This window comes from Enterobacter sp. BNK-13 (assembly GCF_048685015.1).
Lineage (GTDB): Bacteria > Pseudomonadota > Gammaproteobacteria > Enterobacterales > Enterobacteriaceae > Enterobacter > Enterobacter quasiroggenkampii.
Map to the genome: position 1 here is coordinate 4213546 of NZ_JBLQTP010000001.1, position 23524 is coordinate 4237069.

Genomic DNA, 23524 nt, shown 5'->3' on the forward strand with positions numbered 1-23524 from the left:
TGTTTTTCATCAGACAATCTGTGTGAGCACTGCAAAGGCAGGTTCTTTAAGGTAAGGAGGTGATCCAACCGCAGGTTCCCCTACGGTTACCTTGTTACGACTTCACCCCAGTCATGAATCACAAAGTGGTAAGCGCCCTCCCGAAGGTTAAGCTACCTACTTCTTTTGCAACCCACTCCCATGGTGTGACGGGCGGTGTGTACAAGGCCCGGGAACGTATTCACCGTAGCATTCTGATCTACGATTACTAGCGATTCCGACTTCATGGAGTCGAGTTGCAGACTCCAATCCGGACTACGACGCACTTTATGAGGTCCGCTTGCTCTCGCGAGGTCGCTTCTCTTTGTATGCGCCATTGTAGCACGTGTGTAGCCCTACTCGTAAGGGCCATGATGACTTGACGTCATCCCCACCTTCCTCCAGTTTATCACTGGCAGTCTCCTTTGAGTTCCCGGCCTAACCGCTGGCAACAAAGGATAAGGGTTGCGCTCGTTGCGGGACTTAACCCAACATTTCACAACACGAGCTGACGACAGCCATGCAGCACCTGTCTCAGAGTTCCCGAAGGCACCAATCCATCTCTGGAAAGTTCTCTGGATGTCAAGAGTAGGTAAGGTTCTTCGCGTTGCATCGAATTAAACCACATGCTCCACCGCTTGTGCGGGCCCCCGTCAATTCATTTGAGTTTTAACCTTGCGGCCGTACTCCCCAGGCGGTCGACTTAACGCGTTAGCTCCGGAAGCCACGCCTCAAGGGCACAACCTCCAAGTCGACATCGTTTACGGCGTGGACTACCAGGGTATCTAATCCTGTTTGCTCCCCACGCTTTCGCACCTGAGCGTCAGTCTTTGTCCAGGGGGCCGCCTTCGCCACCGGTATTCCTCCAGATCTCTACGCATTTCACCGCTACACCTGGAATTCTACCCCCCTCTACAAGACTCTAGCCTGCCAGTTTCGAATGCAGTTCCCAGGTTGAGCCCGGGGATTTCACATCCGACTTGACAGACCGCCTGCGTGCGCTTTACGCCCAGTAATTCCGATTAACGCTTGCACCCTCCGTATTACCGCGGCTGCTGGCACGGAGTTAGCCGGTGCTTCTTCTGCGGGTAACGTCAATTGCTGAGGTTATTAACCTCAACACCTTCCTCCCCGCTGAAAGTACTTTACAACCCGAAGGCCTTCTTCATACACGCGGCATGGCTGCATCAGGCTTTCGCCCATTGTGCAATATTCCCCACTGCTGCCTCCCGTAGGAGTCTGGACCGTGTCTCAGTTCCAGTGTGGCTGGTCATCCTCTCAGACCAGCTAGGGATCGTCGCCTAGGTGAGCCGTTACCCCACCTACTAGCTAATCCCATCTGGGCACATCTGATGGCAAGAGGCCCGAAGGTCCCCCTCTTTGGTCTTGCGACGTTATGCGGTATTAGCTACCGTTTCCAGTAGTTATCCCCCTCCATCAGGCAGTTTCCCAGACATTACTCACCCGTCCGCCGCTCGTCACCCAGGAGCAAGCTCCCTGTGTTACCGCTCGACTTGCATGTGTTAGGCCTGCCGCCAGCGTTCAATCTGAGCCATGATCAAACTCTTCAATTTAAGTTTGATGCTCGTGAATTAAACTTCGTAATGAATTACGCATGTTCACTCAGAGACTTGGTATTCATTTATTGTCCGAAGACATTAAGAATCCATGTCACTTTGAGTGCCCACACAGATTGTCTGATAAATTGTTAAAGAGCAGTGCAACGCGGCTTTCGCTCACCGTTGCGAGGTCCCGTATATTACGTTTTCCTCATTCAGAGTCAAGTGATTATTTTCGCTTTTCTCTGTTGGCGTTCATCTCTGAACCCCGCTAACCCGGCGGCCTGTAAGCCGTTGTTCCGTGTCAGTGGAGGCGCATTATAGGGAGTTCTCAGACGTTGACAACCCCTCTTTTAAAAAAAACTTTCAACCGTCTCTTTTTTGCTCAAAACCGTGCTATAGCGCCAGTTTTTCGAGCGTTTCAAAGCCATAACGGCGTAAAACGGGTAAAAGTTGTTCAGTTTCTTTTGTTAACGCCATACAAAACGCGATATTCGCATCGGTAGATTTCGCATCCGGGGCTTCATGCTCCAGCAACCATGCCGTACGACGGGCAATAGCCGCTCCGGAATCCACCAGACGCGTCCCCTCCGGCAGTACCTCTAATAGCTCTTCCTGGAGTAGCGGGAAGTGGGTACAGCCCAGCACAACAGTATCCGGGGGTTCGGGCATCCTCAGCCACGGACGAAGAATACGACGCAGCTCGTCGAGTGATACCGACTTGCCATGCAGCTTCGCTTCCGCCATCTCCACCAGCTCAGCCGAACCGAGCATCGCAATCTGGCATTCATTAGCGAAACGGTCGATCAGCTCGCGGGTATAAGGACGCTTTACCGTACCTCGCGTGGCCAGCAAGCCCACAATGCCGTTCGCTGTCAGACGCGCGGCAGGCTTTATTGCAGGAACGACGCCCACAACCGGGAACTGGAATTTTTCACGCAGGGCGGGAAGAGAAACGGTGCTCGCCGTGTTACACGCGATGACAGCCAGCGCAAGGGGATAGCGCTTTTGTACCGCAGTGACGATTTCCACCACGCGCTCGACAATAAAATCTTCGCTCTTTTCCCCGTACGGGAAAGCGACGTTATCGAAGGCGTAGATGTAATGGAGATCCGGCAGGAGATGCCGAATCTCATCATAGACCGAAAGCCCACCGACGCCGGAATCAAACACCAGCACGGTGGGACGCGGATTAGAAGGTGTAGCTGCCAGACAAGGTGTATTCCCGTCCTGCAGTTTGGTAGCCATAAACTGTCTCGTAATCTTTATCGAACAGGTTGGCTATTTTACCACGAACTGTAAGGTGTGAGGTGACAGGATACGAAACTGCGACATCCCACAGGCTTACACCGCCCATTTTTACTTTCTCAGACGGGTAAGTACCAAAGTCAGTGTCGTAACGCGTACCGAGATAGTGATAAGTCAGGCTCCAGTCGAAATCATAGATCTGCGTGTCGAGCTGATATTTCACCTGCTGCTTAGCACGACGGTCCAGAAGTTCGTTGGTTGCAGCATTGCGGGCATCCACGTAGTCGTAGCCAACGGTGTGCGTCAACGGCCCCGTGTCAAACGATGCTGTTGCTTCCACACCTTTAATGCGCGCTTTACCGACGTTGTAATATTGCTGGAGGTTATTATCGAAGTCGATGAGATTATCAACGTCATTACGGTAGCCGGATACGCGCCAGCTCACGCCTGCCGTCAGGCCTTCAAACGCACCTTCCCACTGTTTGCTCTCTTCTGGATCAAGATGGTCATTGCCATAGAAACCATAGAGTTGACCCAGATTCGGTGCTTTATAGGCCGTACCATAAGAAGCAACGAAACGGTAACCCTCCACGAACTCCCAGGCCGCACTGCTTTGCCAGGTGCCATGACGACCGAACTGAGAGTTGTCATCGCTGCGAACCGCTCCTTCCAGGGTGAAGTCACCAAACTGCTGCAGCCCGGTCAGGTAGACGCCGGTGTTACGCAGGTCGTAGCCGTTGGTCACGTAGTTTGTACCTGGCTCGGTGCTCTGCTTCTGCCAGTCAACGCCCGCGCCAATGTTCCCATGGCCAACATCAACGGAGTTGAGCCACTGGACATTGTACTGCTTGATTTCATCCAGCGTGGCTGTCGAATCGTAGCGGCCTAAATTCGGGTCGTAGTTATAGTCCTTGCTGTGGCTATAGCTGGTGAGCAGCTGTGAATGGAAGATGTCATCGTTGAAGCGCAATCCTGCATCCCAGGTCTGACTATAAAGCTGGCGGGTATCGACCAGTACGTCAGGGGTAAATGAGCTGTAGTAACCGTCGTAGGCAGTACGGTTGCTGTAGCCAAAGCCGCGAACAAAACCGCTCCACTGCTCCGAGAATGCGTGATCCAGTGCGCCGTAGAGCGTTTTATTCATAAAGCCGTCGCGATCGGTCTGGGCAAGGCCACCATTGTTGCCGTCCGCAACCACATCAAACCCTTTGGTATAGGTGTAATCACCCGCAAGCGTGACGCGTGTGCTGTCGCCCAGTGTTTGCTGAGTACTGCCACCATAATTCTGGTAGCCGTGCGAGCCTACGCCAGCATTCAGCGTGGTACCGTCCTTCGCACGAGTAGTAATAATGTTTACGACGCCACCGATCGCGTCTGAGCCGTATACCGCCGAACGCGGTCCACGAACATATTCGATTCGCTGTACCAGGGAGATTGGGAACTGGCTGAGATCGGATGACCCCGTGACGCCCGCCTGGTTAAGGCGGATCCCATCAACAAGGATCAGGACGTGGCTGGAGTTGGTGCCACGGATAAAGAGAGAAGAGAGTTGCCCCATCCCACCACTTTGCGCCGTATCCACGCCGGGCAGGCGACGCATAACATCCAGGAGCGAGGTTGACTGCCAACGGTCAATATCGGCACGCGTAACAACCGTGTTTGCAGCCAGAATAGTTTTTTCAGGTTGTTCAAAACGATTTGCCGTCACCACCAACGAGTCTGCGCTATCCTGCGCCCAGCCCGAAAATGCCGTGACGGACAACGCCGTCAACAGCGATACTTTTTTAATCATTGTTAAAGCATCCACAATATAAGAAGGATGCCGCAGGCCTCATCGATAGCACGCGATGATGAAACCAAATGCGACGTGATCCCGGCAGGTCTTCGGGCTAGGTGGCTATATAAGGATGAAGACTTCCCATTTTCACAGTGTCTACAACGCTCATCCCGCCAGTCTTTACCGCTGCGCGTCAGCTCCAGATTTACACTGGATTCCCTTTTCACTCTCAGGAGACCGGAAACAGAATGCTACAATTAGACACGTATGGATGTCCAGACAGCTATTGGCCATTAAATCTGGACATCCCCTGAACAATCCCTACAATCGCCGCGTAATTCTTTATCACTCAGGACGCATCATGACCCCAGAACACCTCCCGACAGAACAGTACGACGCGCAGCTGGCAGAGAAAGTTGTCCGCCTGCAAAGTATGATGACGCCTTTCAACGCGCCCGTTCCCGAGGTGTTCCGCTCTCCTGTCAGCCACTACCGCATGCGTGCCGAGTTCCGCATCTGGCACGACGGTGACGACCTGTACCACATCATTTTCGATCAGCAGACGAAGTCCCGTATCCGCGTGGACAGCTTCCCGGCGGCGAGTGAGCTTATCAACCAGCTGATGACGCTGATAATGGACGCCGTGCGTAACAACCCGGTACTGCGTAACAAGCTTTTCCAGATTGACTACCTGACCACGCAAAGCAATCAGGCGATTGTCTCCCTGCTGTACCACAAAGCCCTGAACGACGAGTGGCGCGAGCAGGCGGAAGCGCTGCGCGATGCGCTGCGTGCGCAGAACATCAACGTTCACCTGATTGGCCGCGCGACAAAAACCAAAATCATGCTGGATCAGGACTACATCGACGAGCGTCTGCCGGTGGCGGGTAAAGAGATGGTGTATCGTCAGGTCGAGAACAGCTTCACCCAGCCGAACGCTGCAATGAACGTGCAGATGCTGGAGTGGGCGCTGAAGGCGACGGAAGGATCAACGGGCGATCTGCTTGAGCTCTACTGCGGTAACGGCAACTTCTCGCTGGCGCTGGCGCGTAACTTCGATCGCGTCCTGGCAACGGAAATCGCCAAACCGTCGGTTGCCGCCGCGCAGTACAACATTGCCGCCAACCATATCGACAACGTGCAGATCATTCGTATGGCCGCAGAAGAGTTCACGCAGGCGATGAACGGTGTTCGCCAGTTTAACCGTCTGGAAGGAATCGATCTGAAGAGCTACCAGTGTGAGACGATTTTTGTCGACCCGCCGCGCAGTGGCCTGGACAGCGAAACCGAGAAGATGGTGCAGGCCTACCCGCGTATTTTGTACATCTCCTGTAATCCGGAGACGCTGTGCAAGAACCTGGAAACGTTAGGCCAGACGCACAAGGTTGAACGTCTGGCGCTGTTCGATCAGTTCCCGTATACGCACCATATGGAGTGCGGTGTACTGCTCACGGCGAAGTAATGTGGCCTTGTAGGGCAGGTAAGCGAAGCGCCACCTGCCAAAAAAGCCGGATGGCGCTTCGCTTATCCGGCCTACAATGACAAAAACCTTTACTCCGGTAACTGGCTTTTACGGCTACGCATACGCGAGCCAATCCAGAACACCAACGCCACAGACAGTACCGCAGGGAAGAAGTTAGAGCCGATATCCGGATACTCCGCGCGCACCACCGTGCTGTACAGCAATACGCCCAGAATAAAGCAGGCGGCGGCCAGCCCCGGTAACCCCACCGGCATGGTGCGGTTCAGGTAGCGTTGATGCAGGCAGTACACCGTCAGCACCAGCGCAATCAGCGGGAAAATCGAAAACGGCACGATGGAGCTAAAAATAGCGGCGAACGTACCATTAATGGATAAGCCAGCGATCAATGCCAGCAACAGCGTCCCTTTATCCTGACCTGACTGTTTCATTACTCACCTTCACTCTTCGGTTTGATGTGCCAGTTTCTCTTGTTCACGGCGATACCAGTAGTACGCGCCTTTGGAGATCATCCTGAGCTGCAATACCAGTCGCTCTTCAAGCTGCTTGCGTTGTTCAATGCTGACATCCAGCGCTTCGGCACCTGCGCTGAAAACAATCGTCACCATCGCCTCGGCCTGTGCTTCGGTAAACGCACGCGGCATATGGTTTTCGAGTTCAAGATAGTCGGCAAGTTCCGCGATGAAGTGCTGAATTTCGCGTGCGACGGCGGCACGAAACGCCGCCGACGTGCCCGAACGCTCACGCAGAAGCAGACGAAACGCGTTGGGGTTATTGCCGATAAATTCCATAAAGGTCGATACGGAGGTACGGATCACGCTGCCCCCTTTGGCGATACGCTGACGCGCCTGGCGCATCAGCTGACGCAGCATCAAACCGCTCTCGTCGACCATGGTCAGGCCCAGTTCATCCACATCACGGAAGTGACGATAGAAGGACGTTGGCGCAATCCCGGCCTCGCGTGCGACTTCGCGCAGGCTCAAACTGGCAAAACTTCGCTCAGCACTCAGTTGACTGAATGCGGCTTCCACCAGCGAACGCCGGGTTTTCTCTTTTTGTTGTGCTCTTACGCCCATCACGATAGTTGAATCCTTCCAAAGGCCTGATGGCACTATACCAGAGAATAAAATTAATCTGTTTGCCTGGCTTTGTGAATGATTGTTTACGTGCGGTTTGTGCTCAACTGCCGGAAAAAAGCACAACGATAATTGGGTTACTCTGGCAATGATGTTATGATTCTGTTGCTTTTATGTATAAGAACAGGTAAGCCTTGCCATGCCACATTCCTACGATTACGACGCAATAGTTATTGGTTCCGGCCCCGGCGGCGAAGGCGCTGCTATGGGTCTGGTGAAACAGGGAGCCAGAGTAGCGGTCATTGAGCGCTACCATAATGTCGGCGGCGGTTGCACCCACTGGGGCACCATCCCTTCGAAAGCCCTCCGCCACGCCGTTAGCCGCATTATCGAATTCAACCAGAACCCTCTTTACAGCGACCACTCCCGACTTCTTCGTTCCTCCTTTGCCGACATCCTGAACCACGCGGATACCGTCATTAACCAGCAGACGCGCATGCGTCAGGGGTTTTATGAGCGTAACCACTGTGAAATTTTGCAGGGCAACGCGCATTTTGTGGATGAACACACCCTGGCACTCGAATGCCACGACGGGTCGGTTGAAACCATCACCGCTGAAAAATTTGTGATTGCCTGCGGTTCACGCCCGTACCATCCGGCCGACGTGGACTTCTCGCACCCGCGCGTCTACGACAGCGACTCGATTCTGAGCCTGCACCATGAACCCCGCCACGTCATTATCTATGGCGCAGGGGTCATTGGTTGCGAATATGCGTCGATCTTCCGCGGAATGGACGTCAAAGTTGACCTGATCAACACTCGCGATCGCCTGCTGGCCTTCCTCGATCAGGAGATGTCGGACTCCCTCTCCTACCACTTCTGGAACAGCGGCGTGGTCATTCGTCACAACGAAGAGTACGAGAAGATCGAAGGCTGCGACGACGGGGTGATCATGCACCTCAAGTCCGGCAAGAAGCTGAAAGCGGACTGCCTCCTGTACGCCAACGGCCGTACCGGCAACACCGATTCCCTGCAGCTGGAAAATATCGGGCTTGAAACCGACAGCCGCGGTCAGCTGAAGGTCAACAGCATGTATCAGACCGCCCTGCCGCACGTTTACGCGGTCGGCGACGTCATTGGCTATCCAAGCCTGGCCTCAGCCGCTTACGACCAGGGACGCATTGCGGCTCAGGCGCTGGTGAAAGGCGAAGCGACGGCGCATCTGATTGAAGATATCCCTACGGGCATCTACACCATCCCGGAAATCAGTTCCGTAGGGAAAACCGAGCAGCAGCTGACGTCAATGAAGGTGCCTTACGAGGTGGGTCGTGCGCAGTTTAAGCATCTGGCGCGGGCGCAAATCGTGGGGATGAGCGTGGGTACGCTGAAAATTCTGTTCCATCGCGAGACGAAAGAGATCCTCGGGATTCACTGCTTTGGTGAACGCGCCGCGGAAATCATTCATATCGGTCAGGCGATCATGGAGCAGAAAGGTGGTGGTAACACCATTGAGTACTTCGTCAACACCACCTTTAACTACCCGACCATGGCGGAAGCCTATCGGGTCGCGGCACTAAACGGCCTGAACCGCCTGTTTTAACGCGCTGTCAAAATGGCCATCCATCGCACCACGGATGGCCTCTGCCAGCTGCTCATAGCGGCTGCGCAGCGGTGACCCAGGGCGATAGACCAGGCCAATCGTACGACGCGGCTCTGGTTTAATGCACGGCAAGTAGACCACGCCATCACGTTTACGCTCGTGCGGTACCGCCAGCGCAGGCAGCAGCGTAATACCGCTTCCCGCCGCGACCATATTACGCAGCGTTTCCAGGCTGGTTGCGCGGAAATGGGTATCCTCATCCGCACCCGCTTCGAAGCAGAAGCCCATCGCCTGGTCGCGCAGGCAGTGGCCATCTTCCAGCATCAGCAGCTTTTCACCCGCCAGATCGGCCATCGGCACGCGATCGCGGTTCGCCCACGGGTGATCTTCATAGATCGCCAGCATCATTGGCTCATCGAACAGCGGCACTTCAATAAAGGCTTCACTCTCTTTTACCAGTGCCAGAATGGCGCAGTCGAGCTTGCCGCTGTCCAGCTGTGCCAGCAGCTGATGGGTTTGCGCTTCGTGCAGGTACATTTCGAGTTTCGGGAACGTCTGGTGCAGCATCGGAATGATGTGCGGTAACAGGTACGGGCCAACGGTTGGGATCAGGCCAATATGCAGCGGGCCGGACATGGCCTCCCCCTGCTGGCTTGCCATTTCCTTGAGCACTTTGACCTCGCGCAGCACGGTGCGCGCCTGATCCACCAGCAGAAGACCTGCCTGTGTGAACAGAACCTTACGACTGGTGCGCTCCAGCAGCATCACGCCCAGCTCGTCTTCCAGCTTGCGGATCTGGCCGCTCAGCGTGGGCTGGCTGACGTGGCAGGAATCTGCCGCGCGGCGAAAGTGACGATGCTCGGCTAACGCTACCAGGTATTCAAGATCACGAATATTCATTATTCATCCTCCGTCGCCACGATAGTTCATGGCGATAGATAGCATAGCAACGAACGATTATCCCTATCAAGCATTCTGTTGAATAATACACCACATAGACGAGGCGGCACGTGTTTGACCCTTGACGTCTCCGCACCGTCAGCGAGTTTCTCTCAAAACTCGAACAACTAAAGCCAACGTGAACTTTTGCGGACCCCGTGGTCCGCTTTTTTTTGCGTAAAAAAGCCCAACTCAGGGTTGGGCTGGGGTTTTGTAGGTCGGGTAAGGCGAAGCCGCCACCCGACGTTTCAGGCATCAAATCAGCCGGTTTTTCGCATCCGCAATCGCCTGCGCCACCTGCTTAGGCGACACGCCGCCTTTCGCCGCACGCTTATCCAGGCAGGACTGCAGCGAAAGAATCGGATACACCTCATCCCCGATAACCGCGCTGAATTTCTGCAGATCGGCCAGCGCCAGATCTTCCAGCGGTTTACCCTGACGAATGGCTTCCACCACCGCTTCACCGACAATATGGTGCGCTTCACGGAACGGTACGCCCTTCGCCACCAGGTAATCCGCCAGCTCGGTCGCGTTCGCATAGCCCTGCTGCGCCGCTTCCTGACAGCGCGGACGCTTCACCTGAATGCCGTCCAGCACCAGCGCGCCCATATGCAGACAGTCCAGCCAGGTGTCGAGCGCGTCGAACAGCCCCTCTTTGTCTTCCTGCATATCTTTGTTGTACGCCAGCGGCAGCCCTTTCAGGGTCATCATCATGCCGGTCAGCGCGCCCTGCACGCGGCCACATTTCCCGCGGATCAGCTCCAGCGCGTCCGGGTTTTTCTTCTGCGGCATCAGGGATGAACCTGAGGTCACGCGGTCGGACAGCTCAACAAAGCCCGCTTCGCCGGAGTTAAAGAAGATCAGATCTTCGGCAAAGCGCGACAGGTGCACCATACCGATAGACGCGTTAGAGAGCAGTTCCAGCACATGGTCACGATCGGAGACGCTATCCAGGCTGTTACGGGTAGCGGAGGCAAAGCCCAGCCAGCCTGCCAGCTGTTCACGGTCGATTTCGTAAGCGGTACCCGCCAGCGCGCCGCTGCCCAGCGGGCTGACGTCCAGACGCTTCAGGGTATCCTGCAGACGGCTTTCGTCACGCGCCAGCATCTCTACATAGGCCAGACACCAGTGCGCAAAGGTCACCGGCTGCGCGCGCTGCAGGTGGGTATAACCCGGCATCACCGCGTCCTGATTGTTCTGTGCGGTCTCCACCAGCGCGGTCTGCAGCTGACGGTTAGCCGCCAGCAGTTCGCCAACGGTATCCTTACACCACAGCTTCAGATCGGTGGCGACCTGGTCGTTACGGCTCCGGCCGGTATGCAGCTTTTTACCCAGCTGGCCGACCTTGTCGATCAGTTTACCTTCCACCCAGCTGTGAATATCTTCGGCATCGCTCTGCAGAATTTGCTGCGGATCCAGACGCACTTCTTCCAGCAGATTATTGAGCGCCTCTTCCAGCTGCAGCTGTTCCTCTGGGGTCAGCACGCCCACCGTCACCAGCGCTTTGGACCAGGCCACAGAGCCGACAATATCCTGTTCGGCCAGGCGGTAGTCGAAGCGCAAAGAGTCGTTGAACTGTTTGAACCGCTGATCCGCTGCCTGTGTAAAACGCCCACCCCAAAGTGCCATAACATGCTTCCTTAATATCTTTGAATTTCATTGCCCGGTGGCGCTGCGCTTACCGGGCCTACAAAACATTAAATCGATTACGCTAAAATACGCGTGCCAATCGGCGTGCCGTTAAACAGCGCCGGGAGCTGCTCCGCGTGACGCCAGGAGGCGATATCTACCGGGCGACCCAGCGTGCGTGCCGCATCCAGCGCGGCGTTCACTTTGACGATCATGCCGTCGGTGATGATGCCCTGCGCAATCAGCTGCTCGGCTTTCTCTGCCGTCATTTCTGCGATGCGCTGGCCTTTTCCGTCCAGAATGCCGCTCACGTCGGAGAGCAGGATCAGGTCCGCACCCAGCGTTGCCGCCAGTGCGGTTGCCGCCTGGTCAGCGTTAACGTTCATCAGCTCACCCTCTTCGGTCACGCCGATAGAGCTCACCACTGGCAGGAACCCGCCTTCCAGCAGCGTGTTAATCAGCTTAGGCGAACCCGGCTGCGCCAGTCCAACATGACCGAGCGCTTCGTCGAGCTGGGTCACTTTTACGCTGTCGCCATCGCCCAGATAGAGGCCAACGGAGGCAATGTGGTGTTTCTTCGCCCAGGACAGCAGGGTTTTGTTCGCCGTACCCGCCAGCGCACCGGTGATAATGTCAATTTGATCCGCAGGCGTCACGCGCAGGCCGTTTTTCTTGATCACCGGCAGGTTGAGCCCTTTCATCAGCTCATCCACCACGCAGCCGCCGCCGTGCACAATCACCAGTGGACGTTGGTGTGATTCGCGATAGTTCACCAGCGCGGTAAACAGACGCTCCAGCGCTTCTTCGCTGTCCAGCAGTACACCACCGAGTTTGATAATTAATGGGTTCATCATCACACCTTAAATAAGAGCCTGCGTTTCAGGGAAACCGAAACGAATATTTGCACACTGCATTGCCTGTGCGGCAGCGCCTTTCAGTAAGTTATCTTCTGCGGCCACCACGATGAGGTGCTCACCCTGAACGGCAAAGCCGATATCGCAGAACGGCAGACCGACCACGTTTTTCAGCGCCGGCACGCCTTTGTCGTACAGACGTACCAGCGGTTTGTCCGCATACGCCTGCGTGAAGACCTCGCTCACCTGCTCCTTGGTCACGCCAGGCTTCAGGCGACAGGTAATGGTTTCGAGGATCCCACGCGGGAAGCTGCCCAGGTGCGGGGTGAAAATGACGTCCGCGCCCAGATGCGTCGTGATTTCAGGGTGATGACGGTGATTAAACACGCCATACGGCTGAAGGCTCACTTCGCAAAAGCTGTTGGAGATCGCCGCCTTGCGCCCTGCACCGCTCACGCCGCTGGTGGCATTGATCACCGGCCACTGGTTCAGATCCAGCAGACCCGCGTCGATCAGCGGCTTCAGGGCAAGCTGCGCCGCCGTCGGGTAGCAGCCCGGAACGGCAATCAGATCCGCTTCTTTCAGTTTATCTGCGCTCCACTCAGCCAGGCCGTACACCGCTTTTTCAAGCAGATCCGGATGCTGATGGGTGAAACCGTAATATTTTTCGTAGAACGCGCCGTCGTTAACGCGGAACGCGCCGGAGAGGTCGAAGACCACGCAGCCAGCCGCCAGGAACTGTGGCGCCAGGTCGTGGCTGACCTCGTGTGCGGTGGCTAAAAACACCACGTCGACGCCGTCAGTAAACTCGCTGATGTCAGACATGGGCTGCAGCGGCAGATCGACCAGGCCCTTAAGCTGCGGATGCAAATCGGAAATTAACTTTCCTGCATCATTGCTTTGCGCTGACACGGTCAAAGCGGTTATGGTCATATGTGGATGGCGATTCACGTAGCTTACAAGCTCTGCGCCCGCATAACCGCTAGCGCCTACAATCAGCGTATTCAACATCGGGTTCCTTTATGCTCAACGTTAATGTATTTTTATTCACATTTATTGCATGAATATTGATACTATCACGACCTAAGGTGTGTCAACAATGAAAATGAACTTACCGCCATTTATCGAGATCTACCGCGCCCTGATTGCCACACCGTCTATCAGCGCAACGGAAGAAGCGCTGGATCAGAGCAATGAGTCTTTAATCAATCTGCTGGCGGGTTGGTTTAGCGATCTTGGGTTTAACGTTGAGGTTCAGCCCGTCCCCGGCACTCGCCACAAATTTAACCTGCTCGCCAGTACCGGAACCGGTGCGGGCGGCCTGCTGCTGGCCGGTCATACCGACACCGTGCCGTTCGACGATGGCCGCTGGACGCGCGATCCGTTCACCCTGACCGAGCACGACAACAAGCTCTACGGTCTGGGCACCGCCGACATGAAAGGCTTCTTCGCCTTTATCCTCGACGCGCTGCGTGACGTGGACGTGACGAAGCTGAAAAAACCGCTCTACATTCTGGCGACCGCTGATGAAGAGACCAGCATGGCGGGCGCGCGCTACTTCTCTGAAAACACGGCGATTCGCCCGGATTGCGCGATCATCGGCGAGCCGACGTCTCTGCAGCCGATTCGCGCGCATAAAGGCCATATCTCTACCGCCGTGCGCGTGCTCGGCCAGTCCGGCCACTCCAGCGATCCGGCGCGCGGCGTGAACGCCATTGAGCTGATGCATGATGCCATCGGCCGCATCATGGCCCTGCGTGACGATCTGAAAGAGCGTTACCACTACGACGCGTTCACCGTGCCGTACCCGACGCTGAACCTCGGCAGCCTGCACGGCGGCGATGCCTCCAACCGCATCTGCGCCTGCTGCGAACTGCACATGGATATTCGCCCGCTGCCGGGCATGACCCTGAGCGATCTCGACGGCCTGCTGAATGAGGCGCTGGCCCCGGTGAGCGAACGCTGGCCGGGTCGCCTGACGGTCTCCGAACTGCATCCGCCCATCCCGGGTTACGAATGCCCGCCGGACCATCAGCTGGTCGATGTGGTAGAAAAGCTGCTCGGCCAGAAAACCGACGTGGTGAACTACTGCACCGAAGCGCCGTTTATTCAGACGCTTTGCCCGACGCTGGTTCTTGGCCCAGGCTCCATCAACCAGGCGCACCAGCCGGATGAATATCTGGAAACCCGCTTTATCAAACCCACCCGCGAACTGATTACCCAGGTTGTGCATCACTTCTGCTGGCATTAAAACCGCACCGAAGAGTCCCCTCTCCCTGTGGGAGAGGGTTAGGGTGAGGGCAACAGATCGCATGATCTTCGTCACATTTCCATAAGCATCTCTTATCTGACGCAATGCGAATTAAATTTCGTAAATTGCCCACATTTATTCGTTTGCTGAACCGTTTTCGCAGCAATTGACGACGGGGGTTTTACGTGGCTTTATAAAGGGAGATGACAAAAGAATGTCCAGAAGATTTTCACATGGGCATAAACAAAAATGATGGGGTGACTGGGTTTTTATGAACGAACAATATTCCGCGTTGCGTAGTAATGTCAGTATGCTCGGCAAAGTGCTTGGAGATACCATCAAAGATGCGTTGGGGGAAAACATCCTCGACCGCGTTGAAACCATCCGCAAGCTGTCTAAATCTTCCCGTTCCGGTAACGAGGCCAGTCGTCAGGAGCTGCTCACCACCTTGCAGAACCTCTCTAACGATGAGCTGCTGCCCGTTGCGCGCGCCTTCAGCCAGTTCCTGAACCTGGCCAACACCGCTGAGCAATACCACAGCATTTCGCCAAACGGCGAAGCGGCCAGCAACCCGGAAGTCATTGCCCGCACCCTTCGTAAACTGAAAGACCAGCCCGACCTCAACGAAGCCACCATCAAAAAAGCGGTTGAGTCGCTTTCGCTGGAGCTGGTACTGACCGCTCACCCAACCGAGATCACCCGTCGCACCCTGATCCACAAAATGGTGGAAGTGAACAACTGCCTGAAGCAGCTGGATAACAAAGACATTGCCGACTATGAACGCAACCAGCTGATGCGCCGTCTGCGCCAGCTGATTGCCCAGTCCTGGCACACCGATGAAATTCGTAAGCATCGCCCAAGCCCGGTCGACGAAGCCAAATGGGGCTTTGCGGTGGTGGAAAACAGCCTGTGGGAAGGGGTACCAAACTACCTGCGCGAGCTGAACGAACAGCTGGAAGCGAACCTGGGCTACCGTCTGCCGGTTGATTTCGTGCCGGTTCGCTTCACCTCCTGGATGGGCGGCGACCGCGACGGCAACCCGAACGTTACCGCGGAAATCACCCGCCACGTCCTGCTGCTGAGCCGCTGGAAAGCGACCGACCTGTTCCTGAAAGACATTCAGGTGCTGATCTCCGAGCTGTCGATGGTTGAAGCGACGCCGGAACTGCGCGCGCTGGCTGGCGAAGAAGGCGCCAGCGAGCCGTACCGTTTCCTGATGAAAAAACTGCGTGGTCAGCTGATGGCCACTCAGGCCTGGCTGGAAGCGCGCCTGAAAGGCCAGCGTCTGCCAAAACCAGAAGGCCTGCTCAGCCAGAACGAACAGCTCTGGGAGCCGCTGTACGCCTGTTATAAATCGCTGCAGGCCTGCGGGATGGGCATCATCGCCAACGGCGAACTGCTCGACACCCTGCGTCGCGTGAAGTGTTTCGGCGTGCCGCTGGTGCGTATCGACGTGCGTCAGGAAAGTACCCGTCATACCGAAGCGCTGGGCGAGCTGACCCGCTATCTCGGCATCGGTGACTATGAAAGCTGGTCCGAAGCTGACAAGCAGGCGTTCCTGATCCGCGAGCTGAACTCCAAGCGCCCTCTGCTGCCGCGCAACTGGGAGCCAAGCAACGATACCCGCGAAGTGCTCAACACCTGTAAAGCGATCGTGGACGCACCGAAAGGATCGGTCGCCGCCTATGTGATCTCCATGGCGAAAACCCCATCCGACGTGCTGGGCGTTCACCTCCTGCTGAAAGAAGCGGGAATCGACTACGCCCTGCCGGTCGCCCCGCTGTTTGAAACTCTCGACGACCTGAACAACGCCAACGACGTGATGAGCCAGCTGCTGAACATCGACTGGTATCGCGGCTTTATTCAGGGCAAACAGATGGTCATGATCGGCTATTCCGACTCCGCGAAAGATGCGGGCGTGATGGCGGCATCCTGGGCGCAGTATCAGGCGCAGGATGCACTGATCAAAACCTGCGAAAAAGCCGGTATCGAGCTGACCCTGTTCCACGGACGCGGTGGCTCAATTGGCCGTGGCGGCGCGCCAGCGCATGCGGCGCTGCTGTCACAGCCGCCGGGAAGCCTGAAAGGCGGCCTGCGCGTGACCGAGCAGGGTGAGATGATCCGCTTCAAGTACGGCCTGCCGGAAGTGACCATCAGCAGCCTGTCGCTTTATACCAGCGCGATCCTGGAAGCCAACCTGCTGCCACCGCCGGAGCCGAAAGCCTCCTGGTGCCACATCATGGACGAGCTGTCGGCTATCTCCTGCGATTTGTACCGCGGCTACGTGCGTGAAAACAAAGATTTCGTGCCTTACTTCCGTTCAGCCACGCCTGAACAGGAGCTGGGTAAACTGCCGCTGGGCTCACGTCCTGCAAAACGTCGCCCGACCGGCGGCGTAGAGTCTCTGCGTGCAATCCCGTGGATCTTTGCCTGGACGCAGAACCGTCTGATGCTGCCCGCCTGGCTGGGTGCCGGTGCCGCACTGCAAAAAGTGGTGGAAGACGGCAAACAGAGCGAGCTGGAGACCATGTGTCGCGACTGGCCGTTCTTCTCTACCCGTCTGGGAATGCTGGAGATGGTCTTCTCGAAAGCTGACCTCTGGCTGGCGGAATACTACGATCAGCGCCTGGTGAAGACAGAGCTGTGGGCGCTGGGTAAAGAACTGCGCGAACTGCTGGAAGGCGACATCAAAGTGGTGCTGGATATCGCCAACGACTCACACCTGATGGCGGACCTGCCGTGGATTGCCGAGTCTATCCAGCTGCGTAACATCTACACCGACCCGCTGAACGTCCTGCAGGCAGAGCTGCTGCACCGTTCGCGTCTGGCGGAAGAAGAAGGGAAAGAGCCGGATCCACGCGTTGAACAGGCGCTGATGGTGACGATTGCGGGCGTTGCGGCAGGTATGCGTAACACCGGCTAAGGCTTTACGCCCGGCGGCGCTGCGCTTGCACGGGCCTACGATAAGTAGGCCGGGTAAGCGTTAGCGCCACCCGGCAAATTTCGGTAGTCTCCTTATGCATTCCGATATCACCCAGATTTTGACTGACCTGGTGAACCGCACGTTACCGCTGGGTCAGATTCGTTTCTCAGCGCTGGCTGAACAGCATCCCCGAACCTCTCCCTGCCTCGGCATTACCCTTGGCACTCCCTGTGAGGCGTTTTTTTCTTTTTTTGGACAAATCACGCATCCTGCGCCTCACGTCCTGAGCATACATTTCGGTAAGCAGCAGCTTACAATCGAGCTACAGCGTGACAATGTGCTCTTACAACAACTCCAGGTTGCCCGACGTGGTCCGCGAACGGGGGCTTTTCTTCTGCAAACGCTCACCGAATTACAGATGCAGCCTGAGGAACAAGACACAGCAAGGCTGGTAGTTTTAAGCCTGCTCAGCCACTGCCGGGATCTGCTTGGCAGTGAAATTCACACCGACAGCCGCAGCCGGGCACTGTTCGAAGCCGTTCGGAGCTATATCGAAGAAAATTATGCCTCTTTGTTAACTCGCGAATCCGTGGCACAGGCGTTCTACATCTCACCAAACTACCTTTCCCATCTATTCCAGAAAGTCGGCAGCGTCGGATTCAATGAATATTTAACAAAAACGCGCCTGGAACATGCGCGTCAGCTGCTGAAAGGCTACGATCTCAAAATTAAAGATATCGCCACACGCTGCGGATTTACGGACAGCAACTACTTTTGCCGTCTCTTTCGCAAGCACACCGAACGTTCTCCTTCCGAATATCGACGCCAGTACCACAGCCAGCTGATCGCCAAAAAGTAGCATTGTGATCGCTCTCTCACTTCGCTAAGGACATTACATTTGTCCAGTATTTGGCAAAATTGACCTGTATTCGCCGCGCCTGGGTGCGCCGTATCCTTTATTCAACCTTTCTGACTTAAGGAAAAATAATGGAACTGTACCTGGATACCGCCAACGTGGCGGAAGTAGAACGCCTGGCGCGCATCTTTCCCATCGCGGGCGTCACCACCAACCCGAGCATCATTGCCGCCAGCCGTGAATCCATCTGGGACGTGCTGCCGCGCCTGCAACAAGCCATCGGGCCGGAAGGCACGCTGTTTGCTCAAACCATGAGCCGCGATGCCGAAGGCATGGTGGCGGAAGCCAAACGTCTGAGTAACGCCATTCCGGGCATTGTGGTGAAAATCCCGGTGACGGCTCAGGGGCTTATCGCAATTAAAGCATTGAAAAAAGAAGGGATAACCACGCTGGGCACCGCCGTTTACAGCGCGGCGCAGGGCCTGCTCGCCGCACTCGCAGGGGCGAAATATGTCGCGCCGTATGTAAACCGCGTCGACGCGCAGGGCGGTGACGGCATTCGCATGGTTCAGGAACTGCAGTCCCTGCTGGAACTGCACGCGCCGGAAAGCAAGGTGCTGGCCGCCAGCTTCAAAACGCCGCGTCAGGCGCTGGACTGCCTGTTGGCAGGATGTGAAGCAATCACGCTTCCCTTAGACGTAGCGCAACACATGCTCGGCACACCGGCGGTAGAGTCAGCCATAGAGAAGTTCGAGCAAGACTGGAAAAACGCGTTTGGTAACCTCAACCTCTAAGGGAGAACTGTTATGGACCGTATCATTCAATCGCCGGGGAAATATATCCAGGGCGCTGACGTACTGACCCGTCTCGGCGACTATCTGAAACCGCTGGCCAACCGCTGGCTGGTCGTCGGCGATAAATTTGTGCTGGGTTTTGCCGAAGAAACCCTACGACAAAGTTTTAAAAAAGCTGAACTGCATGCCGAAATCGCGCCGTTTGGCGGCGAGTGTTCACAAAATGAAATCGATCGGCTGAAAAGACTGGCCGATAGCGCCGACTGCCTGGCGGTGCTGGGTATTGGGGGCGGGAAAACGCTGGATACCGCCAAAGCGCTGGCCCACTTTATGAACGTGCCGGTCGCCATTGCGCCGACTATTGCCTCCACCGACGCGCCGTGCAGCGCCCTTTCCGTTATTTACACCGACAGCGGCGAGTTCGATCGCTACCTGATGCTGCCGCACAACCCGAACATGGTCATTGTGGATACGAAAGTGGTAGCAGGTGCGCCTGCACGTCTGCTGGCCGCCGGGATTGGCGACGCGCTGGCGACCTGGTTTGAAGCACGCGCCTGCTCGCTCAGCGGTGCGACCACCATGGCCGGGGGTAAATGCACCCAGGCGGCACTGGCGCTCGCGGAGCTGTGCTACAACACGCTGGTTGAAGAGGGTGAAAAAGCGATGCTGGCGGCGGAGCAGCATGTGGTGACGCCTGCGCTGGAACGCATCATCGAAGCCAACACCTATCTCAGCGGCGTCGGCTTTGAAAGCGGCGGGCTGGCGGCGGCACACGCTATTCATAACGGTATGACGGCGGTACCGGACGCGCATCACTTCTATCATGGGGAGAAAGTGGCGTTTGGTACGCTGACGCAGCTGGTGCTGGAAAATGCGCCGGTAGAAGAAATTGAAACCGTCGCGGCGCTTTGCCACAGCGTTGGGCTGCCAATCACGCTGGCACAGCTGAACATCAAAGAGGATATTCCGGCCAAAATGCGTCTGATTGCCGAAGCGTCCTGTGCGGAAGGAGAAACCATCCACAACATGCCCGGCGGCGTCACGCCGGATCAGGTCTATGCGGCACTGCTGGTGGCCGACCAGTATGGACAGCGATTCCTGCAGGAGTGGGAGTAATAAAAAAAGCCGGGTGGCGCTGCGCTTACCCGGCCTACATGGCACTTTAATTTCCAGGCCGGGTAAGGCGTAGCCGCCACCCGGCACAAAGGTTACTTCACGTCAAACCGATCCAAATCCATTACCTTCGCCCATGCGGCAACGAAGTCGCGAACGAACTTCTCATGCGCATCATCGCTGGCGTAAACCTCTGCCAGCGCACGCAGGACGGCGTTAGAACCGAAGACCAGATCGGCGCGGGTGGCGGTATATTTCACTTCACCGCTGGCGCGATCGCTTCCGGCAAACAGCTCATTGGATTCGTCGGTCGCCTTCCACTGGGTGTTCATATCCAGCAGATTCACGAAGAAATCAGTGCTCAGCACGCCCTCACGGTTGGTGAACACGCCGTTCTTGCTGCCATCAAAGTTGGCACCCAGCACGCGCAGGCCACCAATCAGCACCGTCAGCTCCGGCGCGGTCAGCGTCAGCTGTTGGGCTTTATCAATCAGCAGTGACTCCGTGGTGGACACATCCACCTGTGCACGGTAGTTGCGGAAGCCATCGGCAATCGGTTCGAGCAGGTTAAACATCTCGATATCCGTCTGATCCTGACGCGCATCCACACGGCCCGGCGTGAACGGCACGGTGACGTACACGCCCGCCGCTTTTGCGGCCTGCTCAACGCCTACCACACCTGCCAGCACGATGATATCGGCCAGAGAGGCTTTGTTGGTGGTGCGCTGGATAGCTTCGAGCGCCGGTAACGCGCGAACCGCCGCGGCGTTCACATCCCAGTCACGCTGAGGCGCCAGCGCCAGACGCGCGCCGTTGGCACCGCCACGTTTATCGCCGCCGCGGAAGGTCGATGCCGACGCCCAGGCCACAGAAACCAGTTCGCTGACGGACAGACCGGACGCCGCAATTTCCGCCTTCAGGCTTTCAATGTCCTCTTTGGTCGGATTGAATACCGCCTGCGGCAGCGGGTCCTGCCAAATCAGATCTTCTTTCGGCACTTCCGGGCCAAGGTAACGCGATTTTGGCCCCATATCACGGTGGGTCAGTTTGAACCACGCGCGCGCGAAGGCTTCGTTGAAGGCCTGCGGATCGTTCAGGAAACGGCGGGAAATCTTTTCGAATTCCGGGTCAAAACGCAGCGTCAGGTCGGTGACCAGCATGGTCGGCTTGCGTTTTTTCGACGGGTCGAACGGATCGGGCATGATTTCCGGCGCATCAACGGCTTCAAACTGAATCGCCCCTGCCGGGCTGCGGGTCTGCACCCATTCGTATTTGAACAGGTTCTCGAAGAAGTAGTTGCTCCACTGCGTCGGGGTTTGTGACCAGATGACTTCCAGACCGGAGGTAATGGCATCAGCGCCCACGCCCGTGCCGAGCGTGCTGGCCCAGCCCAGGCCCTGCGCTTCAATTGGTGAGGCTTCCGGGTCGGTACCCACGTGGGTGGCTTCACCCGCGCCGTGAGTCTTGCCGAGGGTGTGACCACCTGCAATCAGCGCCACGGTCTCTTCATCGTTCATGCCCATGTTGCCGAAGGTCGCGCGAATCGCTGCCGCCGCTGACAGCGGTTCACCGCTGGCGTTTGGCCCTTCCGGGTTCACGTAGATCAGGCCCATTTCGGTGGCGGCCAGAGGACGCTTCGCCAGCGCTTCCGGATCGCGGTGGGTCAGCCAGGCTTTTTCATCACCCCAGTTCACGTCCAGATCCGGTTCCCAGACGTCTTCACGCCCGGCACCGAAACCAAAGGTGCGGAAGCCCGAATTCTCCAGCGCCACGTTACCCGCGAGGATAAACAGGTCAGCCCAGGAAATTTTTTGTCCGTATTTTTTCTTGATGGGCCACAGCAGACGGCGCGCTTTATCCAGGCTCACGTTATCCGGCCAGGAGTTCAGCGGCGCAAAGCGCTGTTGACCGCGTCCAGCCCCGCCGCGCCCGTCAACGGAGCGATAGGTACCCGCGCCGTGCCACGCCATGCGGATAAACAGGCCCGCGTAGCTGCCCCAGTCGGCTGGCCACCACGGCTGAGAGTCGGTTAGGAGTGCTTTAAGGTCGCCTTTAAGGGCAGAGTAATCAAGTTTGCTGAATTCTTTGCGGTAGTCGAAGTCTTCACCCAGCGGGTTCGAACGATTGGAATGTTGGTTAAGAAGATCGATGCGGAGTTGTTTTGGCCACCAGTCGCGGCTGCCTGTACCTGCGCCCGCGCTGTGATCGACGCCGCCCTGATGGAACGGGCATTTGCCGACTGATGCCGCTTTATTGGTCTCGTCTGACGTGCTCATCGCTATGCTCCCTTTTACAGTGTTACCGTTACGATATACGCCCTTGTTGATAAGGTATAGTTGAGATAACCCACAGATTCGATAGTTAAATCCGTTTAATTTCCCATGGAAAATACATGAGTTTTGTACGTCAAAGGCAGCATTGCTGATATGGCAGGAAAATAAAACCCTTATAAATCAAAAAACCCTCCGAAGAGGGCTCTTTTTTGTTACACGCCTGGTCTAACGCCGAGCGTGTGGCATATGGCGTAACTCATCTCAGCACGGTTCAGCGTGTAGAAGTGGAAATCCTTCACCCCTTCACGACTTAAGATCTTCACCATGTCCATCGCGATGTTTGCGCCCACCAGCTTGCGTGTTTCCGGGTCATCGTCCAGCCCCTCGTACATTTTAGACATCCAGAGCGGAATACGCACATTGGTCATATCAGCAAATTTCTTCGCCTGCTTGAAGTTAGAGACCGGCAGAATACCCGGGATAATTTCAACGTCGATGCCCGCGGAAACGCAGCGGTCACGGAAGCGCAGATAGCTTTCGACATCAAAGAAGAACTGGGTAATGGCGCGGTTCGCGCCGGCATCCACCTTACGCTTGAGGTTAAGCAGATCCGCCTGGGCGCTTTTCGCTTCCGGATGAACCTCAGGATAGGCGGCAACGGAGATATCAAAGTCAGCCACGCCCTTTAACAGCCCGACCAGATCGGCGGCATACATGTCCGGCTTACCGCTGCCCGGCGGCAGATCTCCGCGCAGCGCAACAATATGCCGAATGCCGTTATTCCAGTAATCCTGGGCGATGGCACGCAGTTCGTCGCGGGTGGCGTCGATACAGGTGAGATGCGGCGCCGCTTCCAGACCGGTACGATCTTTGATGCCTTTAATGATGCTGTGGGTACGGTCACGCTCGCCGGAGTTCGCACCGTAGGTCACGGAGACAAACTTCGGTTTCAGGCTGCTGAGACGATCGATAGAACTCCACAGGGTTTGCTCCATTTCACTGGTGCGCGGCGGGAAAAATTCAAAAGAGACGTTAATCTGGCCGTTTACTTCGGCCAGGCTCTGGTTCAGTGCTTCCCGCTGGTTGGCGTGAAAAAAGCTCATACCCTACCCCTATCAATCGCGTGTCATTGTC

17 protein-coding genes, 1 rRNA gene and 1 riboswitch are annotated in these 23524 nt (G+C 56.4%); of the genes, 7 read left to right on the forward strand and 11 right to left on the reverse strand.

The features are described 5' to 3' along the window. Nucleotides 1-52: 52 nt before the first annotated feature. From ACMGGQ_RS20355 to btuB, 3 genes are all read right to left on the reverse strand, one after another. Nucleotides 53-1592: ribosomal RNA gene (locus ACMGGQ_RS20355) — 16S ribosomal RNA — on the reverse strand. A gap of 381 nt (nt 1593-1973) precedes the next feature. Continuing rightward, nucleotides 1974-2825, reverse strand: a complete 852-nt coding sequence (murI, locus tag ACMGGQ_RS20360; RefSeq protein WP_048028420.1) for a glutamate racemase — start codon at nt 2823-2825, stop codon at nt 1974-1976. Continuing rightward, nucleotides 2770-4617: a TonB-dependent vitamin B12 receptor BtuB gene (btuB, locus tag ACMGGQ_RS20365; protein WP_262766959.1), complete on the reverse strand. Its 1848-nt coding sequence runs from the start codon at nt 4615-4617 to the stop codon at nt 2770-2772. The genes murI and btuB overlap by 56 nt, the downstream gene beginning before the upstream one ends. A gap of 65 nt (nt 4618-4682) precedes the next feature. After that, nucleotides 4683-4859, reverse strand: a riboswitch (cobalamin riboswitch). A 104-nt stretch (nt 4860-4963) separates the two neighbouring features. Between btuB and trmA the strand changes: the two genes are divergently transcribed. Continuing rightward, nucleotides 4964-6064, forward strand: coding sequence for a tRNA (uridine(54)-C5)-methyltransferase TrmA (gene trmA, locus ACMGGQ_RS20370; protein ID WP_167215600.1), 1101 nt, complete (start codon nt 4964-4966; stop codon nt 6062-6064). Nucleotides 6065-6153: 89 nt separating this feature from the next. Here the strand turns inward: trmA and ACMGGQ_RS20375 are convergent, their stop codons facing one another. After that, a complete protein-coding gene (locus tag ACMGGQ_RS20375) occupies nt 6154-6513 on the reverse strand; it encodes a YijD family membrane protein (protein WP_008501783.1) in 360 nt (119 codons plus the stop codon). Nucleotides 6514-6522: 9 nt separating this feature from the next. Continuing rightward, nucleotides 6523-7161: an HTH-type transcriptional repressor FabR gene (gene fabR, locus ACMGGQ_RS20380; RefSeq protein WP_008501784.1), complete on the reverse strand. Its 639-nt coding sequence runs from the start codon at nt 7159-7161 to the stop codon at nt 6523-6525. A gap of 196 nt (nt 7162-7357) precedes the next feature. Here fabR and sthA point away from each other — a divergent pair, with 196 nt between their 5' ends. After that, nucleotides 7358-8758, forward strand: coding sequence for a Si-specific NAD(P)(+) transhydrogenase (sthA, locus tag ACMGGQ_RS20385; protein ID WP_008501785.1), 1401 nt, complete (start codon nt 7358-7360; stop codon nt 8756-8758). Here sthA and oxyR read toward each other — a convergent pair. The 4 genes from oxyR to argC form a co-directional block, all read right to left on the reverse strand. Next, nucleotides 8732-9658 carry a DNA-binding transcriptional regulator OxyR gene (gene oxyR, locus ACMGGQ_RS20390; protein ID WP_044597477.1) on the reverse strand — a complete coding sequence of 309 codons (927 nt, stop codon included), beginning with the start codon at nt 9656-9658 and terminating at the stop codon, nt 8732-8734. The two genes, sthA and oxyR, sit on opposite strands and share 27 nt — an antisense overlap. A 294-nt stretch (nt 9659-9952) precedes the next feature. Continuing rightward, complete coding sequence (gene argH, locus ACMGGQ_RS20395) at nt 9953-11326, reverse strand: argininosuccinate lyase (RefSeq protein ID WP_420290437.1); 1374 nt, start codon at nt 11324-11326, stop codon at nt 9953-9955. Between the two features lie 77 nt (nt 11327-11403). Beyond that, a complete protein-coding gene (gene argB, locus ACMGGQ_RS20400) occupies nt 11404-12180 on the reverse strand; it encodes an acetylglutamate kinase (RefSeq protein ID WP_086374972.1) in 777 nt (258 codons plus the stop codon). Nucleotides 12181-12186: 6 nt separating this feature from the next. Next, nucleotides 12187-13191, reverse strand: a complete 1005-nt coding sequence (gene argC / locus ACMGGQ_RS20405; RefSeq protein ID WP_048028410.1) for an N-acetyl-gamma-glutamyl-phosphate reductase — start codon at nt 13189-13191, stop codon at nt 12187-12189. Between the two features lie 88 nt (nt 13192-13279). Between argC and argE the strand changes: the two genes are divergently transcribed. The 5 genes from argE (at nt 13280) to gldA (ending at nt 20120) form a co-directional block, all read left to right on the forward strand. Next, complete coding sequence (argE, locus tag ACMGGQ_RS20410; RefSeq protein ID WP_048226864.1) at nt 13280-14431, forward strand: acetylornithine deacetylase; 1152 nt, start codon at nt 13280-13282, stop codon at nt 14429-14431. Between the two features lie 271 nt (nt 14432-14702). Beyond that, nucleotides 14703-17354 carry a phosphoenolpyruvate carboxylase gene (gene ppc / locus ACMGGQ_RS20415; RefSeq protein WP_420290438.1) on the forward strand — a complete coding sequence of 884 codons (2652 nt, stop codon included), beginning with the start codon at nt 14703-14705 and terminating at the stop codon, nt 17352-17354. Nucleotides 17355-17448: 94 nt separating this feature from the next. Further along, the gene (locus tag ACMGGQ_RS20420) at nt 17449-18213 is read left to right on the forward strand and encodes a helix-turn-helix transcriptional regulator (protein ID WP_048226862.1); all 765 of its coding nucleotides are present in this window, start codon (nt 17449-17451) and stop codon (nt 18211-18213) included. A 128-nt stretch (nt 18214-18341) separates the two neighbouring features. Then, the gene (gene fsa / locus ACMGGQ_RS20425) at nt 18342-19004 is read left to right on the forward strand and encodes a fructose-6-phosphate aldolase (RefSeq protein ID WP_063622931.1); all 663 of its coding nucleotides are present in this window, start codon (nt 18342-18344) and stop codon (nt 19002-19004) included. A gap of 12 nt (nt 19005-19016) precedes the next feature. Then, nucleotides 19017-20120, forward strand: a complete 1104-nt coding sequence (gene gldA, locus ACMGGQ_RS20430) for a bifunctional L-1,2-propanediol dehydrogenase/glycerol dehydrogenase (RefSeq protein WP_420290439.1) — start codon at nt 19017-19019, stop codon at nt 20118-20120. A 92-nt stretch (nt 20121-20212) separates the two neighbouring features. Here gldA and katG read toward each other — a convergent pair whose 3' ends face one another. Next, complete coding sequence (gene katG, locus ACMGGQ_RS20435; protein ID WP_196365666.1) at nt 20213-22393, reverse strand: catalase/peroxidase HPI; 2181 nt, start codon at nt 22391-22393, stop codon at nt 20213-20215. A gap of 209 nt (nt 22394-22602) precedes the next feature. Next, nucleotides 22603-23493 (reverse strand): methylenetetrahydrofolate reductase, encoded by an 891-nt coding sequence (gene metF, locus ACMGGQ_RS20440; RefSeq protein WP_024909186.1) that lies wholly within the window; start codon nt 23491-23493, stop codon nt 22603-22605. Nucleotides 23494-23524: the final 31 nt, after the last annotated feature.

Coding starts and splice junctions, on each gene's coding strand:
- katG (WP_196365666.1), bottom strand. CDS start 22,393: ATGAGCACGTCAGACGAGACCAATAAAGCGGCATCAGTCGGCAAATGC.
- ACMGGQ_RS20420 (WP_048226862.1), top strand. CDS start 17,449: ATGCATTCCGATATCACCCAGATTTTGACTGACCTGGTGAACCGCACG.
- sthA (WP_008501785.1), top strand. CDS start 7,358: ATGCCACATTCCTACGATTACGACGCAATAGTTATTGGTTCCGGCCCC.
- murI (WP_048028420.1), bottom strand. CDS start 2,825: ATGGCTACCAAACTGCAGGACGGGAATACACCTTGTCTGGCAGCTACA.
- oxyR (WP_044597477.1), bottom strand. CDS start 9,658: ATGAATATTCGTGATCTTGAATACCTGGTAGCGTTAGCCGAGCATCGT.
- gldA (WP_420290439.1), top strand. CDS start 19,017: ATGGACCGTATCATTCAATCGCCGGGGAAATATATCCAGGGCGCTGAC.
- ppc (WP_420290438.1), top strand. CDS start 14,703: ATGAACGAACAATATTCCGCGTTGCGTAGTAATGTCAGTATGCTCGGC.
- metF (WP_024909186.1), bottom strand. CDS start 23,493: ATGAGCTTTTTTCACGCCAACCAGCGGGAAGCACTGAACCAGAGCCTG.
- argC (WP_048028410.1), bottom strand. CDS start 13,191: ATGTTGAATACGCTGATTGTAGGCGCTAGCGGTTATGCGGGCGCAGAG.
- fsa (WP_063622931.1), top strand. CDS start 18,342: ATGGAACTGTACCTGGATACCGCCAACGTGGCGGAAGTAGAACGCCTG.
- argE (WP_048226864.1), top strand. CDS start 13,280: ATGAAAATGAACTTACCGCCATTTATCGAGATCTACCGCGCCCTGATT.
- ACMGGQ_RS20375 (WP_008501783.1), bottom strand. CDS start 6,513: ATGAAACAGTCAGGTCAGGATAAAGGGACGCTGTTGCTGGCATTGATC.
- argH (WP_420290437.1), bottom strand. CDS start 11,326: ATGGCACTTTGGGGTGGGCGTTTTACACAGGCAGCGGATCAGCGGTTC.
- argB (WP_086374972.1), bottom strand. CDS start 12,180: ATGATGAACCCATTAATTATCAAACTCGGTGGTGTACTGCTGGACAGC.
- btuB (WP_262766959.1), bottom strand. CDS start 4,617: ATGATTAAAAAAGTATCGCTGTTGACGGCGTTGTCCGTCACGGCATTT.
- trmA (WP_167215600.1), top strand. CDS start 4,964: ATGACCCCAGAACACCTCCCGACAGAACAGTACGACGCGCAGCTGGCA.